12 protein-coding genes are annotated in these 12,934 nt (G+C 74.3%); 6 read left to right on the top strand and 6 right to left on the bottom strand.

What is annotated here, in order from left to right:
- The first annotated feature begins 4 nt into the window (after positions 1–4).
- Together IW256_RS17125 and IW256_RS17120 are read left to right on the top strand one after the other, a co-directional pair.
- On the top strand, positions 5–727 hold the full coding sequence (locus tag IW256_RS17125; RefSeq protein ID WP_197011940.1) for a response regulator transcription factor: 723 nt from the start codon (positions 5–7) through the stop codon (positions 725–727).
- The gene (locus IW256_RS17120; RefSeq protein WP_197011939.1) at positions 724–2,082 is read left to right on the top strand and encodes a sensor histidine kinase; all 1,359 of its coding nucleotides are present in this window, start codon (positions 724–726) and stop codon (positions 2,080–2,082) included. Before IW256_RS17125 ends, IW256_RS17120 begins: the two co-directional genes overlap by 4 nt.
- Here IW256_RS17120 and IW256_RS17115 read toward each other — a convergent pair.
- Positions 2,073–2,999 carry a TAXI family TRAP transporter solute-binding subunit gene (locus IW256_RS17115; RefSeq protein ID WP_231403818.1) on the bottom strand — a complete coding sequence of 309 codons (927 nt, stop codon included), beginning with the start codon at positions 2,997–2,999 and terminating at the stop codon, positions 2,073–2,075. The two genes, IW256_RS17120 and IW256_RS17115, sit on opposite strands and share 10 nt — an antisense overlap.
- A 99-nt stretch (positions 3,000–3,098) precedes the next feature.
- Between IW256_RS17115 and IW256_RS17110 the strand changes: the two genes are divergently transcribed.
- On the top strand, positions 3,099–3,533 hold the full coding sequence (locus tag IW256_RS17110) for an SRPBCC family protein (RefSeq protein ID WP_197011938.1): 435 nt from the start codon (positions 3,099–3,101) through the stop codon (positions 3,531–3,533).
- Positions 3,534–3,545: 12 nt separating this feature from the next.
- Here IW256_RS17110 and IW256_RS17105 read toward each other — a convergent pair whose 3' ends face one another.
- The 3 genes from IW256_RS17105 to IW256_RS17095 all read right to left on the bottom strand — a co-directional run bounded on the left by IW256_RS17105 (position 3,546) and on the right by IW256_RS17095 (position 6,272).
- On the bottom strand, positions 3,546–4,358 hold the full coding sequence (locus IW256_RS17105; protein WP_197011937.1) for an enoyl-CoA hydratase/isomerase family protein: 813 nt from the start codon (positions 4,356–4,358) through the stop codon (positions 3,546–3,548).
- On the bottom strand, positions 4,355–5,317 hold the full coding sequence (locus IW256_RS17100; RefSeq protein ID WP_197011936.1) for an alpha/beta hydrolase: 963 nt from the start codon (positions 5,315–5,317) through the stop codon (positions 4,355–4,357). Before IW256_RS17100 ends, IW256_RS17105 begins: the two co-directional genes overlap by 4 nt.
- A gap of 154 nt (positions 5,318–5,471) precedes the next feature.
- Complete coding sequence (locus IW256_RS17095; RefSeq protein ID WP_197016361.1) at positions 5,472–6,272, bottom strand: helix-turn-helix domain-containing protein; 801 nt, start codon at positions 6,270–6,272, stop codon at positions 5,472–5,474.
- 200 nt (positions 6,273–6,472) lie between these two features.
- Here IW256_RS17095 and IW256_RS17090 point away from each other — a divergent pair, with 200 nt between their 5' ends.
- Positions 6,473–6,862, top strand: a complete 390-nt coding sequence (locus tag IW256_RS17090) for a PaaI family thioesterase (RefSeq protein WP_197011935.1) — start codon at positions 6,473–6,475, stop codon at positions 6,860–6,862.
- A gap of 94 nt (positions 6,863–6,956) precedes the next feature.
- On the opposite strand, the gene IW256_RS17085 is transcribed toward IW256_RS17090, so the two are convergent.
- Complete coding sequence (locus IW256_RS17085) at positions 6,957–7,682, bottom strand: dienelactone hydrolase family protein (RefSeq protein WP_197011934.1); 726 nt, start codon at positions 7,680–7,682, stop codon at positions 6,957–6,959.
- Between the two features lie 347 nt (positions 7,683–8,029).
- On the opposite strand from IW256_RS17085, the gene IW256_RS17080 reads away from it, so the two are divergent.
- The gene (locus tag IW256_RS17080; RefSeq protein ID WP_197011933.1) at positions 8,030–9,772 is read left to right on the top strand and encodes a protein kinase family protein; all 1,743 of its coding nucleotides are present in this window, start codon (positions 8,030–8,032) and stop codon (positions 9,770–9,772) included.
- A 75-nt stretch (positions 9,773–9,847) separates the two neighbouring features.
- Here the strand turns inward: IW256_RS17080 and thyX are convergent, their stop codons facing one another.
- Complete coding sequence (gene thyX, locus IW256_RS17075; protein ID WP_197011932.1) at positions 9,848–10,570, bottom strand: FAD-dependent thymidylate synthase; 723 nt, start codon at positions 10,568–10,570, stop codon at positions 9,848–9,850.
- A gap of 263 nt (positions 10,571–10,833) precedes the next feature.
- On the opposite strand from thyX, the gene IW256_RS17070 reads away from it, so the two are divergent.
- Positions 10,834–12,888, top strand: a complete 2,055-nt coding sequence (locus IW256_RS17070) for a molybdopterin-containing oxidoreductase family protein (protein ID WP_307828919.1) — start codon at positions 10,834–10,836, stop codon at positions 12,886–12,888.
- The last annotated feature ends 46 nt before the right edge of the window (positions 12,889–12,934 follow it).

Here is a 12,934-nt window from a genome sequence, read left to right as displayed (position 1 = left end):
CGCCATGCGCGTACTCCTGGTCGAAGACGACGACCGGCTGGCCGCGGCCCTCACCACGGCGCTGACCCGGCACGGCCACCGCGTCGAGCGGGCCGCGCTGGCCGTCGACGCCCTCCGCCTGGCGGGGGGCGTCGACTTCGTCCTGCTCGACCTCGGGCTGCCGGACATGGACGGGCTGGAGGCGCTGCGCCGGGTGCGGCGGGTGTCGGTGGTGCCGATCATCGTGGTGACGGCCCGTACCGAGGAACGGGACGTGCTGCGCGGGCTGCGTTCGGGCGCCGACGACTACCTGGTCAAGCCGTTCCGCACCGCCGAGCTGATGGCGCGGATGGAGGCGGTGGCGCGGCGCGGCACCCGGCCGCTGCCCGTCCGCGACGAGGTGGTCGCGGTCGGCGACGTCCGGATCGACCTGGGCACCCGCCGGGTCACGGTCGCCGGGCGGCCGGTGGCCCTGACCCGGCGGGAGTTCGAGGTCCTGGCGCTGCTGGCCCGGGAGCCGGGGGTGGTGCGCAGCCGGGAGGAGATCCTGGACGCGGTCTGGGGCGACCCGCTGCTGTCGGCCTCCCGCTCGCTGGACGTGCACGTGGCGGGCCTGCGCGCCAAGACCTCCCGGCCCGGCCTGGTGGAGACCCTCCGCGGCACCGGGTACCGCCTCGGCCGCCTCCCCGGCCCGGGCGGCCCCCAGGACGCCCCGACCGGCGGCTCGGGGAGCGCCGGGCCGGCATGAGACGGCGGCTGGTCACGACGTTCGCGACGCTGATCGTCCTGGTGATCGCCGGGCTGGCGGTGCCGCTGGGCGCGGCCTACTCCTCGCACCGCACCGGGCGGCTGCTGCTGGACCGGCGCGCCGACGCCACCCGCTTCGCCGAGCTGGCCGACCAGGCGGCGCGGGAGGGCGACCTGGCCGGGCTGTCGGCCGAGATCGCCCGTTACGCGCAGCTGTACGGGGCGGCGGTGCGGGTCCGGGACCGGGACGGCACCGTGCTGGCCGAGGCGGGCGCCATGGAGGCCGACGACCGGGCCGCGACCCGCCTGGCGCTGTCCGGCCGCACCACCGAGGACCTGCCCGCGGTCACCCCGTTCGGGCCCGCCACCGTGATGATCGCCGAGCCGGCCGGCCGCGACGCCCAGATGTCGGGCGCGGTGCTGCTGCGGGTGCCCACCGACCACGCCCGCCGGGACGTGGCGGTGGTCTGGGGGCTCCTGGCGCTGGCCGCCCTGGTGGCGCTCGCCTGCTCGACGCTGCTGGCGCGCGGCCTGGCCCGCTGGATCCTGCGGCCGGTCACCGAGCTCGACCGCACGACCGGCGCGATCGCCGAGGGCCATCTGGACGCCCGCGCCACCCCGGACGTGGGGCCGCCCGAGCTGCGGCGGCTCAAGGAACGGTTCAACGCGATGGCCGACGCGGTCTCGGCGGCCCTGGAACGGCAGCGGGCGTTCACCGCGGACGCCTCGCACGAGCTGCGCACTCCCCTGACGGTGCTGTCGCTGCGCCTCGAGAACCTCCAGCCCCACCTGGACCCTGGCGGCGAGGCCGAGTACGAGGAGGCGCTGGCGGAGGTGGACCGGCTGGCCGCCCTGGTGGAGGACCTCCTCGCCCTGGCCCGCGTCGAGGCGGGCACGGTCGCCCGCGACGTGGAGGTCGTGGCCGAGCTGGCCCCCCGCCTCGCCGGATGGCGGGAGGTGTTCGCGGCCAAGGGGCTGGCGCTGGCGGCCGACCTGCCGGAGGCGGCGCGCGTGCGGGCGGTGCCCGACGCCGTGGCGCGGATCGCCGACATCGCGCTGGACAACGCCTGCAAGTTCGTGCCCCCTGGCGGCACGGTCACCGTACGGCTGCGCGGCCGGGTGCTGTCGGTCTCCGACGACGGGCCCGGCCTTCCCTCCGCTGAACTGGACGAGGCCCTGGGGCGGTTCTGGCGGTCCGGCGCGCATGCCAACGTGCCGGGGAGCGGGCTGGGGCTGGCGATCGCGGCGGAACTGGCCAGGGCCTCCGGCGGCACCCTGGAACTGCTGCCCGCCCGGCCGCGCGGCCTCGTCGTCCGGCTCACTCTGGCCGGCGTACCGGACGGCCCTCAGCCGTAGACCGAGCGGTAGTAGCGGGCGGCCCCCGGGTGCAGTGGCACCGAGCCCGTCCCGATGGCGTACCGCTTGTCGAGCCGGCCGCCGGGCGCCTCCGGGGCCTGCAGCCGGTCGCGGCTGGAGAACAGGATCTCGGTCACCCGGCGCGCGGGGTCCTCCGCGAGCCCCTGCCGGCAGACCAGGTAGCTGGGCGTCCCGATCGTGGGCACCGGGCGGCTCAGGCCGTAGGACCGGGCGGGCACCGACGCCTCCTCGTACACGGGGCCGTGCGCCCGGCGCAGCGGCGCGACCCGGTCGCCGAGGGCGATCAGCCGGATCGGGCTCGCCCGGCGGAAGGCGTCCAGGGCGGGCGTGGGCACCCCGCCCGACCAGAAGAACGCGGCGATCTCCCCGCGGCGCAGGGCGTCGATCGACTCGTCCAGGTGCAGGCGCAGGATCCGCGGCCGGCGGCCGGGACCGGCGGGCCCCTCCGCCGCCAGGATCCGTTCGGCGGTGACCGCGGTGCCCGACCCGTCGGCGCCGATCGAGACCGCCCGGCCCGCCAGGTCGGCGGGGGCGTTCACGGCGGAGTCCCGCGGGACGACCATGTGCATGTAGTTCATGTAGACACGGGCGAGGGCGGCGACCGGCAGCCGCCGGGCCCGTACCGCGTCCTCGGCGCTGTCGGCCAGCGCGAAGCCGAGGTCGGCGCGCCCCTCGGCCAGCATGGTGAGGTTCTGCACGCTCGCGGCCGTCGGCAGCACCCGCACCGGCAGGCCCCGCCGCCGCAGCTCGGCGGCCAGCCGGGTGCCGAGCATCTCGTACGGCCCGCCCGGGCCGCCGGTGGCCAGCCTCAGCTCCGGCCCGCCTCCGCCGCCCGGCGCGCAGCCGGCCGCGGCCACGGCGGCGGCCAGCAGCAGGGCACGGCGCGTCAGGGACATGCCGGTACGTTATCCGGCCGCGGACCGTTGCCCGGATCACACTCCAGGCCCCAGCATGGGCATGATGATCTCCACCCTCATCGCCGAGGAGGACGCCCCATGCCCAGGTCCTACGCCAGCGCCGTGCTCGACGCCCCCGCCGACGACGTCTGGTCCTACCTGCGCGACTTCGGCAACCTGGCCGAGTGGATGCCGGGCGTGGAGACCGGCGTGATCGAGGACGGCGGGCCCTCCGACCGGGTCGGCTGCGTGCGCCGCCTGATCGGCCCCGGCAACTCGGTGTTCCGGGAACGGCTGAGCGGGCTGGACGACACCGAGCGCACCTACACCTACGAGATCCTCGAATGCCCCCTCCCGGTCCGCGGCGCGCACGGGCGGATCCGGGTGTCGCCGGTCACCGAGACCGGCCAGTGCTTCGTGGAGTGGTCCGGCGAGTTCTCCGCCGACGCGGGCGACGAGGAGGCCATGGAGAAGACGCTCACCATGGGGATCTACGCCCCCGGCATCGGCGCCCTGCGCCGGCGCTTCGGCTGACGCCCCGCCGCCTCAGGCGGGCGTCCCGCCGGTGAAGTCGGGGGCGCGCTTGTCCCGGATCGCGGCCACGCCCTCGCGGACGTCCGGGCCGGTGAAGCCGAGGAACTCCAGCGCCAGCGACGCGTCGAAGGCCGGGCCTGCCGCGCGCAGCCAGTGGTTGAGCGCGTGCTTGGTGTACCGGATCGCCTCCCCGGCGCCGCCGGCGAGGCGGCCCGCCACCTCCAGCGCCCGCTCGTGCACCTCGGCGTCCTCCACGCACAGGCTGACCAGGCCGATGCGCTCGGCCTCCTCCCCGGTCAGCGTCTCGCACAGCAGCAGGTGGTACTTGGCCTTGGCCATCCCGCACAGCAACGGCCAGATGATCGCGGCGTGGTCGCCGGCGGCGACCCCCAGCCGGGTGTGACCGTCGAGGATCCGGGCGGTACGGCCGGCCACGGAGACGTCGGCCAGCAGCGCCACCGCCAGCCCCGCGCCCACGGCCGGGCCCTGGATCGCGCTCACCACCGGCTTGGAGCAGTCGACCAGGTTCATCACGATGTCGCGGGCCTCGCGCATGATCCGGGCGCGGGCCGCGTGGTCGTCCATCATCTCCTCGATCATGGCCAGGTCGCCGCCGGCGGAGAACGCGGCGCCCTCGCCCCGGACCAGCACCGCGCGCACCTCGTCGTCGGCGTCCGCGTCGCGCCAGATCCCCGCCAGCTCGCGGTGCCCCGCGGCGTCCACGGCGTTCAGCCGGCCGGGAGCGCTCAGGGTGACCCGCAGGATCCCCGGCCCCGCCCAGTCGATCTTCAGCCGCTCGTAGGCGTCGTACCGGGGTCCGCTCATGCCGCTCCGTCCTTCCGGGCCGGGGCGGCGTCCTCGGCCGCCGCCGCGAATGCTGCGCGCAATCGTCGCACAGCGAACCGCAGGGCCTCGACGCCGGTGTCGAACATCTCGGGGAGCAGGAAGAAGGAGTGCACCACGCCCTCGTAACGGCGCAGTACGGCGGGCACCCCGGCCTCCTCCAGCCGCCGCGCGTACGCCTCGCCCTCGTCCCTCAGCACGTCGCACTCGGCGGTGATGACCGTGGCCGGGGCGGCCCCGGACAGGTCGGGGGCGCGCAGGGGCGCCAGGAGCGGATCGGCGGGATCGGCGTCGCCCCGGTAGAGCCGCAGGCAGCGGGCCATCGCCGCGGCGTCCAGCCCGTACCCGCGGGCGAACTCGGCGTAGCTGGGCGTGTCCATGGCCGTGTCGGTGACCGGGTAGACCAGCAGCTGGTGGGCCAGCCGCACGCCGCGTTCGCGGGCCAGCAGCGCCACGGCGGCGGCGAGGTTGCCGCCCGCGCTGTCGCCGGCGACGGCCACCGCCCGCGGGTCGGCCCCGAACCGGCCCGGCTCATCCACCGCCGCCGCCGTCACCGCCCAGGCGTCCCGGACGGCGGCCGGGAAGGGATGCTCGGGGGCGAGCCGGTAGTCGACGTTGAGCACCGCGCACCCGGCACCGGCCGCGAGGTCGCGGCAGACGGCGTCCACGTTGTCCGGACCGCCGACCACCCACCCCCCGCCGTGGAGGTAGACCAGGACCGGCAGCGGGGACCGCCGTACGGGACGGTAGAGCCGCACCGGGACGGCGCCGCCCTCGCCCGGCACCGTCAGCTCCCTCACCTCGGCCATGGGCCGGCGCTCCCGCGGGAACACGGCGGCGACCTGGCGGCGCATCTCCTCGACGGAGGGCTCCGGCCCGTCCAGCCGCGACCAGGAGTCCACGATGTCGAGGAACCTCCGGGTCTGCGGGTGCACGGGCATGCGGCCTCCACGCGATCGTCACGGCGAACCCCTCGCGGTCGGGTGTCCCCGCGATCGGCCCGGCCAACCCGTCAGCGCCCGGACGCCTCCGCCGCCGGCGCCTCGATCGGGCGCGGGTCCCCGCCCGAAGCGGGCCCATGCCGCCGGGCGGGCCTCACCAGCCCGCGCGCTCCCTCAGGAAGGCCGACGTCCGCTCGTCGGCCGGATAGAACGACTCGATGGCCAGCTCCGCCACCGTGATGTCGACCGGCGTCCCGAAGGTGGCGATGGTGCTGAAGAACGACAGTTCCCCGTCATCGGTCCGCATGCGCAGCGGCACCACCACCTCGCCGCCGGAGGGCGGGGGCGCGAGGTCGTGGTCGTCCCCCGGGTAATCGCGCAGCTCACGATAGAGCTGGGCCAGCGACGCGTCGGCGGTCAGCGCCACATGCCGGCGCAGCCGGTCGATCATGTGCGCCCGCCACTCCCCCAGGTTGACGATGTTGCGGGCCATGCCGTCGGGGTGCATGCTCAGCCGGGCGACGTTCAGGGGCGGCTCCAGCAGCTCGGGCGGGGCGCCCTCCATGAAGAACGAGGCCGCCGCGTTGGCGTCGATCAGGTTCCAGAACCGGTCCACGACCACCGCCGGGTAGGGCTCGTGCCCCTCCAGGACCTGCCGCAGCGCCGCCCGCACCGAGTCCATCCGCGGCTCGGCGATCGACGTCTCGGCGTACACGGGCGCGTAACCCGCCGAGACCAGGAGCAGGTTCCGGTCGCGCAGGGGCACCTCCAGGTGCTCGGCCAGCCGCAGCACCATCTCCCGGCTCGGCGCGGACCGCCCGGTCTCCACGAAGCTCAGATGCCGGGTGGACACCTCGGCGTCGGAGGCCAGCTCGAGCTGGCTGAGCCGGCGCCGCTGCCGCCAGGCCCGCAGCTGCTCGCCGACCGGCCGTACGTCGCTGAGTGAGGTCGTCATCGTCGTCACGCCCGCGACGCTACCCCGCTCCGGGTCATGACGGCGATTACCTCCCAGGTCATCCCCATCCGGTCAACCGCCGGCGGCCGTCCCGCGCACCGCGCCCGGCACGAGGTCCATTACTTCCGGCGTCATGGACGCGCGCCCCTCGCCCCGGCACGGTGACAGGCGACGTCCGCCCTTCCCGGAGAGGATCCGCCATGACCGACCCGCTCATCGACGCCATGCCCTTCGCCCGCGAGCTGGGCGTCGAGATCGACGCCGCCGGGCCCGGGGAGGTCACCGGGCGCCTGGCGTGGGCGCCGGAACGGTGCACGGCGGGCGGGGTCATGCACGGGGGCGCGCTGATGGCGCTCGCCGACAGCCTGGGCGCCGCCTGCGCGTTCCTCAACCTCCCGCCCGGAGCCTCGACCACGACGGTGGAGTCCAAGACCAACTTCTTCCGCGGGCTGCGCGAGGGGGCGGCGCGCGGCGTGGCCCGTCCCCTGCACACCGGCCACCGGTTCATCGTCGTCCAGACCGACCTGTACGACGGCCGTGACCGGCGCCTCGCCCAGGTGACCCAGACCCAGGCCGTCCTGAACGGGTGACCCGGCGGCCGGCCACGCCCGACGCCTTTACGTTGTAGATCACTACAGGGGGCGAGAGCCTCCGTGGCCACGGCGGCCGGGGCCGCCTCACCGATCAGGTGAAGGGGTCCCGTGAGGCCAGGTGGGTCCCGAAGAACGCGAAGATGCGGTCCCAGGCGTCGGCGGCGTTCTCCCGCCCCCGGCCGTGGCCCATAACGACCTTGGACACCGCGTTGAGGGGCGCCGGGAGCCGCGAGTCGGTCAGGAAGCTGTGCCCGGCGCCGGGGTACTCCGTCACCTCGTGCGGGACGTCCAGCGCGGTCAGCGCGCGGTCGAGCCGGCCCGCCGCGCCCCGCAGCGACCGGTCCAGGCCGCCGTAGGCGGCCACGATCGGGCACGCCCCCTCCAGCGCCGCCAGCGGGTCACGGGGCAGGATGCCGTAGTTCACGGACGCGGCCTGGAAGTCGTACCTGGCGGCCGCCACGAGCGCGAACCCGCCGCCCATGCAGAAGCCGATCACGCCGACCCGGCCGGTGCAGTCGTCCCGGCCGGCGAGCCAGGCGCGGGCGGCCTCGACGCGGTCGAACATCGGGCCGCGCCGGGCCACCATCTGCCGCATCGCCTTCTGGACGCAGCGCAGCCAGGGCGCGCCGTTGTAGAGGTCGGGCAGGACGGCGAGGTAGCCGTTGGCGGCGAGGCGGTCGGCCTGGGCGCGCATGTCCTCGGTCGCGCCCAGGGCCTCGAAGAGGACGACCACGGCGGGCCAGGGCCCCTCGCCCTCGGGAACGGCGAGATAGGCGGGCAGTCCCCGTTCGCCCACGGGAATGGTGATATCAGGCATGAGACCTAACTCTGGCCCACCACGCCGCCCAAGCCCAGCCCCGCACCGGCCGGGAGTGGTTCCTCCGCTACTTTCCTTCCATTCGAGCGGGCTCGCGCATCCGTCCGGGGCCCAGGGCCCCGGATTCGGACCCAAAGGCCACGGTCTCCTGGCTGCCGACCGGGCCCCTGGACCCTCGTTCCTCCCCCTGCGAGATCGCTACGGTCCAGCGAGTAGCAGGTCATTGTCACGCTCGGTCCTGACGGAGGCAAAAGCCGGTGTCCCGCCCTCTGTCTCCGTCCCCGCCCACGCCCACGTCCACGCCCACGCCCACGCCCACGCCCACGCCCGTACGAGTGCTCCGCGCGTTGCTGTTCACCGCGGCCGGGTTGACGATGATGACCGCGGTCAGCGCGTGGTGGCCGGCCGGCGGAGCGTATGGGGCCGGGGCAGCACTCGTCATCGCCTCCCTGGGGCTGGCGGGCCTGTTCGCCGGCAGGGCGGTGGCGCGGGAACCGACGCGGCGATCGTCTTGCGCGATCATCGTGCTGGAACTCGTCTATCTGTTCTGGCAATCGGCCCGGATCGGCGATGGAGATCCGTTCGGCCTGCTGGGCATCGTCTTTCCGATCGTCATACTGGCGACGCTCGGCCTGGCACGGCGCGGGACCGGCGGCCGTGGCGGGCGCCTGAGGCCGTCGCCGGCCGACCGGGGCGAGGGTGCCGTGTCCTTCATCGCGGTCGCCGCCCTGCTGTCCCTCCTGGTCGCCGTCGCGGTGGTCGCCGTCCCGGACGGCGTCGGCTCCGGCCTTCGGCAGGCCGTGTGCGCGACGTCCGGGCAGCGGGACTGCACGACCGATCCGTCCGCGGCGGGAGTGGAGACGCCCGCGGCCGGGGCCGCCGGCCCGGCCTCCGACCGGCCCGGGGCGCACCGCCCACCGGACGGCAACTGCTGGAACTGGCTCGACTGGCTGTGCGCGACCGTGGACGGTCTGCGGCTCGGCTCGTGGGACACCCTCAAGGGACTCTGGGACGGCGTGACCTTCACCACCTGCCTGGTCCATGTCTGCAGTCATCCGGCGTTCAAGGACGGCTGGGCGGGCCTCGGCGACCTCGTAGCCCATCCCATCGACAGCGCTCAGGCGATATGGGACGACACCGCCAAGCCCGTACGCGACGACTGGAACGGCGAGCACAAGGTCCGCGCCGTAGCCCGCACGGTTCCCACCGCACTCGGCATCGTCTTCGGCGGCAAGGGCATCAACAAGCTCGGCAAGCTGAAGAACACCAAAAGGCCGAGTGAGCGCGAAGAGATCTCCGGACGTGACGGCGACGGAGGCGCCGGCGACATCGGCGAGCTCGTCAGCCGGCCGGAGAGGGCCTTGCTGGACGAAGCAGAAAGAGTTCCATGGCGGGAGCGGCCGGAGACGGTGAAGGAACTGGAGATCGAGGGTCCTCCACGAGCGTTCCTGGCATTCCGGGTGGAATTGGGCAACGATTCCCATGCCTTGTACAAGGCGGATACGGACGGGCCCGCCACCTGGAAGAGCCCTCATCTCCTACCGGTAGGCGGCTTGTCCGGCCGGGAGGTCGCCTTCTCGCGGCTGGACGAGACGTTGGGCTTCGACATCGTGCCCACGACGACGAAGTGGAACGGTCCTCGCGGGCCGGGCTCGCTCCAGGAATGGGTGGACGATACGAGTGCGGGCAGGCTCCCGCATTTCTATTCGGACTTCGACCGGGATGCCCTGGCGGTCCTCGACTACGTCGGCGGGCACACCGACCGGCACAGGCGCGGCAACCTTCTGACGAGCAAGGACGGCCGCGTGGTGGGGATCGACAATGGCCACACGTTCCCGGAGTCCACGGTGCGCCCGCTCCTGTCGGATTTCGTGGTGGACCGATGGAATCGTCCGCTGAGCGACGAGGTGATGGCCAAGGTCAGGTCCGTGGACGTGGAGCGGTTGCGCGCGAGGCTCCTCGCGTCGGGCCTGGGCGCCAAGGCGGTCGACTGGTCGCTGGCGCGGCTGAAAGAGGTCCGGACCAAGGGAATGATCACCGGTGAGGCCTGGCCCGGCGCTGTCCACCCCGGATCAGGCCCCCCGGATTGACGGACGGAGAACGGACGCAGAACGGCCGCGCTTCTCGACCTCTGCCGACCGCCGCGGCGCGGGGCCGGGGCCCGGCTAGGGGCAGACTCTTCCGTTGGCCTCGAAGGCGGCGTGGGTGAGGGGCATGAGCTCCGCCCACTGCCGTTCCATCTTCTCGGCCACCATCTCGATCTCGCGCTGCGGGAAACTGGGGAAGGTGGAGTCCTCCCGCTTGGTCCGCAGGGAGAGGAAGTTCATCAGGGCGCGCGCGTTGCACGTCGCGTACATCGACGAGTAGAGGCCGACCGGCAGGACGGTACGCGCCACCTCGCGCGCGACTCCGGCCTCGAGCATCTCCGTGTAGGCCCGGTACGCCTGCCGGCAGCTCTCCTCGACGGCCTCGGTGACCAGCTTGTGCTGCTCCGGCGTGCCGTCCACGAAGACGTACTTGCCCGGGCGGCCCTCCTGGACGAGCTTGCGGTCGGCCCCGGGAACGTAGAAGACGGGCTCCAGCTTCCGGTAACGGCCGCTCTCCTCGTTGTAGGAGAAGGTGCGGTGCCGCATGAACTCCCGGAACACGAAGATCGGCGCCTTCACGTAGAAGGTCATCGACGAGTGCTCGAACGGGGTGCCGTGCCGGTCGCGCATCAGGAAGTTGATCAGGCCCTTGGAACGCTCCGGGTCCGCCTCGAGCTCCTCCAGGGAGTTCTCGCCCTTGGTCGACACCCGCGCCGCCCACAGCACGTCCGCGTCGGACGCCGCCGACTTGATCAGCTCCACCTCGACATCACTGCGGAACTCGATGTCAGCGTCCACCATGGGGCCCTCCTCGTCACAGCCGAACCGCGTCAGCAACTCTAGTGGGCGTGGCCTGGCGGCATCACCTGCGTCATGGGTGTCCCGGTGTGACACTCATGATGGTATGGCGCACACTGGGGGCGCACACCGGAGAGGTCCGGTCGGCCGCGAGGGAGGTCTCGGATGGGGACGACGGCGCAGGCGCCGGTGCGGCGGCCCTGCCCGGCCCGGCCGGAGGGACCGGCCGCGGGCGCCCGCCCGGACGGCCGGTTCGAGGACGAGGCGTGAACGAGCTGAAGGTCCTGGGGGCCTGCCCGCTGGACTGCCCCGACGGATGCTCGTGGGTGGTCACCGTCCGGGACGGGAAGGCGGCCGGCCTGCGCGGCAATCCCGGCCACCCCTACACCCGGGGCGCGCTGTGCACCAAGGTCAACCGGTGGCTGGAGCAGGCGGAGCGGCCCGACCGGATCCTGTACCCGCTGCGCCGGACGGGCCGCAAGGGCGAGGGACGGTTCGAGCGGATCGGGTGGGACGAGGCGCTCGGGGAGATCGCGGACCGGCTGGAGCGCGTCGTCGCCGAGCACGGCGGCGAGGCGATCTGGCCGTACTGGGGCACGGGCACGCTCGGCTACGTCCAGGGCCTGGAGGGCAACGCGGGGCGGCGGTTCTTCAACGTGCTCGGCGCGTCGGCCCACCACGCCAACATCTGCTCGGCGGCGGGCAACGCCGGGCTCGACCACACGCTGGGGTCGCCGGGCGGCATGGACCCCGAGGACCTCGCGCACTCGCGGCTGATCATCCTGTGGGGCACCAACCCGCTGACCACCGGGCACCACGTGTGGAAGTTCGTGCAGGCGGCGCGGCGCGAGGGGGCCCACGTCGCCGCCGTCGACCCGGTGCTGACCCGCACCGCCGCGCAGGCCGACGAGCACCTGGCGCCGCTGCCGGGCACCGACGCGGCGCTGGCGCTCGGCCTGCTGAACGTGGTCGTGGGCCTGGGCGCGCAGGACGAGGACTTCCTGGAGCGGCGCACGCTCGGGTGGCCGGAGTTCCGGGCGCGGATCGCGGAGTTCCCGCCCGCGCGGGCGGCGGAGATCACCGGCGTCCCGGCGGAGCGGATCGTCGCGCTCGGCGAGCGGATCGCGCGGACCCGGCCGACCGCGATCCGCGCCACGCAGGGGCTGCAGCGGCACGGGGGCGGCGGTGCGGCGCTGCGGACGCTCGCGTGCCTTCCCGGGGTGACCGGCGACTGGGCCCGGCGCGGCGGCGGCCTGACCTTCTCCACCTCGGGCCATGTGAGGCTGAACCGCGAGGCGCTGTACCGCGACGACCTGCGTCCCGGCCCGGTCCGGACGCTGTCGATGAGCCGGATCGGCCGGGGGCTGCTGGAGGTGGACGATCCGCCGGTCGCCGCGCTGTTCGTCATCGCCGCGAACCCGGCCGCGAGCGCGCCGCACCAGGGCAGGGTCCGGCAAGGCCTGGCACGGGAGGACCTGTTCACGGTCGTGCTGGAGCAGTTCCCGACCGACACCACCGACTACGCCGACATCGTGCTCCCCGCGACGATGCAGCACGAGCACGCCGACCTGCACGAGGGGTACGGGCACCTGTACCTGACCTGGAACGAGCCGGCCGTGGCGCCGCCCGGCGAGTGCCTCCCCACCACCGAGACGTTCCGGCGGCTGGCCCGGCGGATGGGGCTGGCGGAGCCGGCGTTGCAGGACTCCGACGAGGAGCTGGCCGAGCAGGCGCTGTCGTCCGGGCACCCGTGGCTGGCGGGGATCACCCTGGACCGGCTGCGCAAGGAGGGGTTCGTGCGCCTGGCGGTGCCCGAGCCGTTCCTGCCGTACGCCGAGGGGTTCCCGACGCCGTCGGGGCGGCTGGAGTTCGTCTCCGGGCGGGCGGCCGCGGCGGGGCTGGACCCGGTCGCCGGGTACACGCCGCCCGCCGAGGTCACCGATCCCGTACGGGCCGCGCGGTACCCGCTGGCGCTGATCTCGGCGGCCTCGCACCACTTCCTCAACACCGTCTTCGGCGGCAACGACGAGCTGCGCCGCCGGGCCGGCGGGCCCGTCCTGCGCATGCATCCCGCGGACGCGGCGGCGCGGGGGCTGGAGGGCGGGCGGCGCGTGCGGGCGGTCAACGACCGCGGCGCGTTCGAGGCGGTGCTGGAGGTGACCGACCGGGTGCGGCCCGGCGTGGTGGCGACCACCAAGGGGCACTGGGCCAAGTTCTCCGGCGGCGCCAACGCCAACGCGGTGGTGGACGAGCGCGACACCGACCTGGGCGGCGGGCCGGTCTTCCACGACACCCGCGTCGAGGTGGAACCGGCGGGCTGAGGCGCAGCGTCAAGATCTTCCGTACCGGTATCGCCGACGGAGGACG

It is taken from the genome of Actinomadura viridis, from assembly GCF_015751755.1.
Taxonomy (GTDB): domain Bacteria; phylum Actinomycetota; class Actinomycetes; order Streptosporangiales; family Streptosporangiaceae; genus Spirillospora; species Spirillospora viridis.
Note: the sequence above shows the minus strand (reverse complement) of the source record. Positions and strands in the feature narration are given on the sequence as shown.

Coding starts and splice junctions, on each gene's coding strand:
- IW256_RS17125 (WP_197011940.1), top strand. CDS start 5: ATGCGCGTACTCCTGGTCGAAGACGACGACCGGCTGGCCGCGGCCCTC.
- IW256_RS17120 (WP_197011939.1), top strand. CDS start 724: ATGAGACGGCGGCTGGTCACGACGTTCGCGACGCTGATCGTCCTGGTG.
- IW256_RS17115 (WP_231403818.1), bottom strand. CDS start 2,999: ATGTCCCTGACGCGCCGTGCCCTGCTGCTGGCCGCCGCCGTGGCCGCG.
- IW256_RS17110 (WP_197011938.1), top strand. CDS start 3,099: ATGCCCAGGTCCTACGCCAGCGCCGTGCTCGACGCCCCCGCCGACGAC.
- IW256_RS17105 (WP_197011937.1), bottom strand. CDS start 4,358: ATGAGCGGACCCCGGTACGACGCCTACGAGCGGCTGAAGATCGACTGG.
- IW256_RS17100 (WP_197011936.1), bottom strand. CDS start 5,317: ATGCCCGTGCACCCGCAGACCCGGAGGTTCCTCGACATCGTGGACTCC.
- IW256_RS17095 (WP_197016361.1), bottom strand. CDS start 6,272: ATGACGACCTCACTCAGCGACGTACGGCCGGTCGGCGAGCAGCTGCGG.
- IW256_RS17090 (WP_197011935.1), top strand. CDS start 6,473: ATGACCGACCCGCTCATCGACGCCATGCCCTTCGCCCGCGAGCTGGGC.
- IW256_RS17085 (WP_197011934.1), bottom strand. CDS start 7,682: ATGCCTGATATCACCATTCCCGTGGGCGAACGGGGACTGCCCGCCTAT.
- thyX (WP_197011932.1), bottom strand. CDS start 10,570: ATGGTGGACGCTGACATCGAGTTCCGCAGTGATGTCGAGGTGGAGCTG.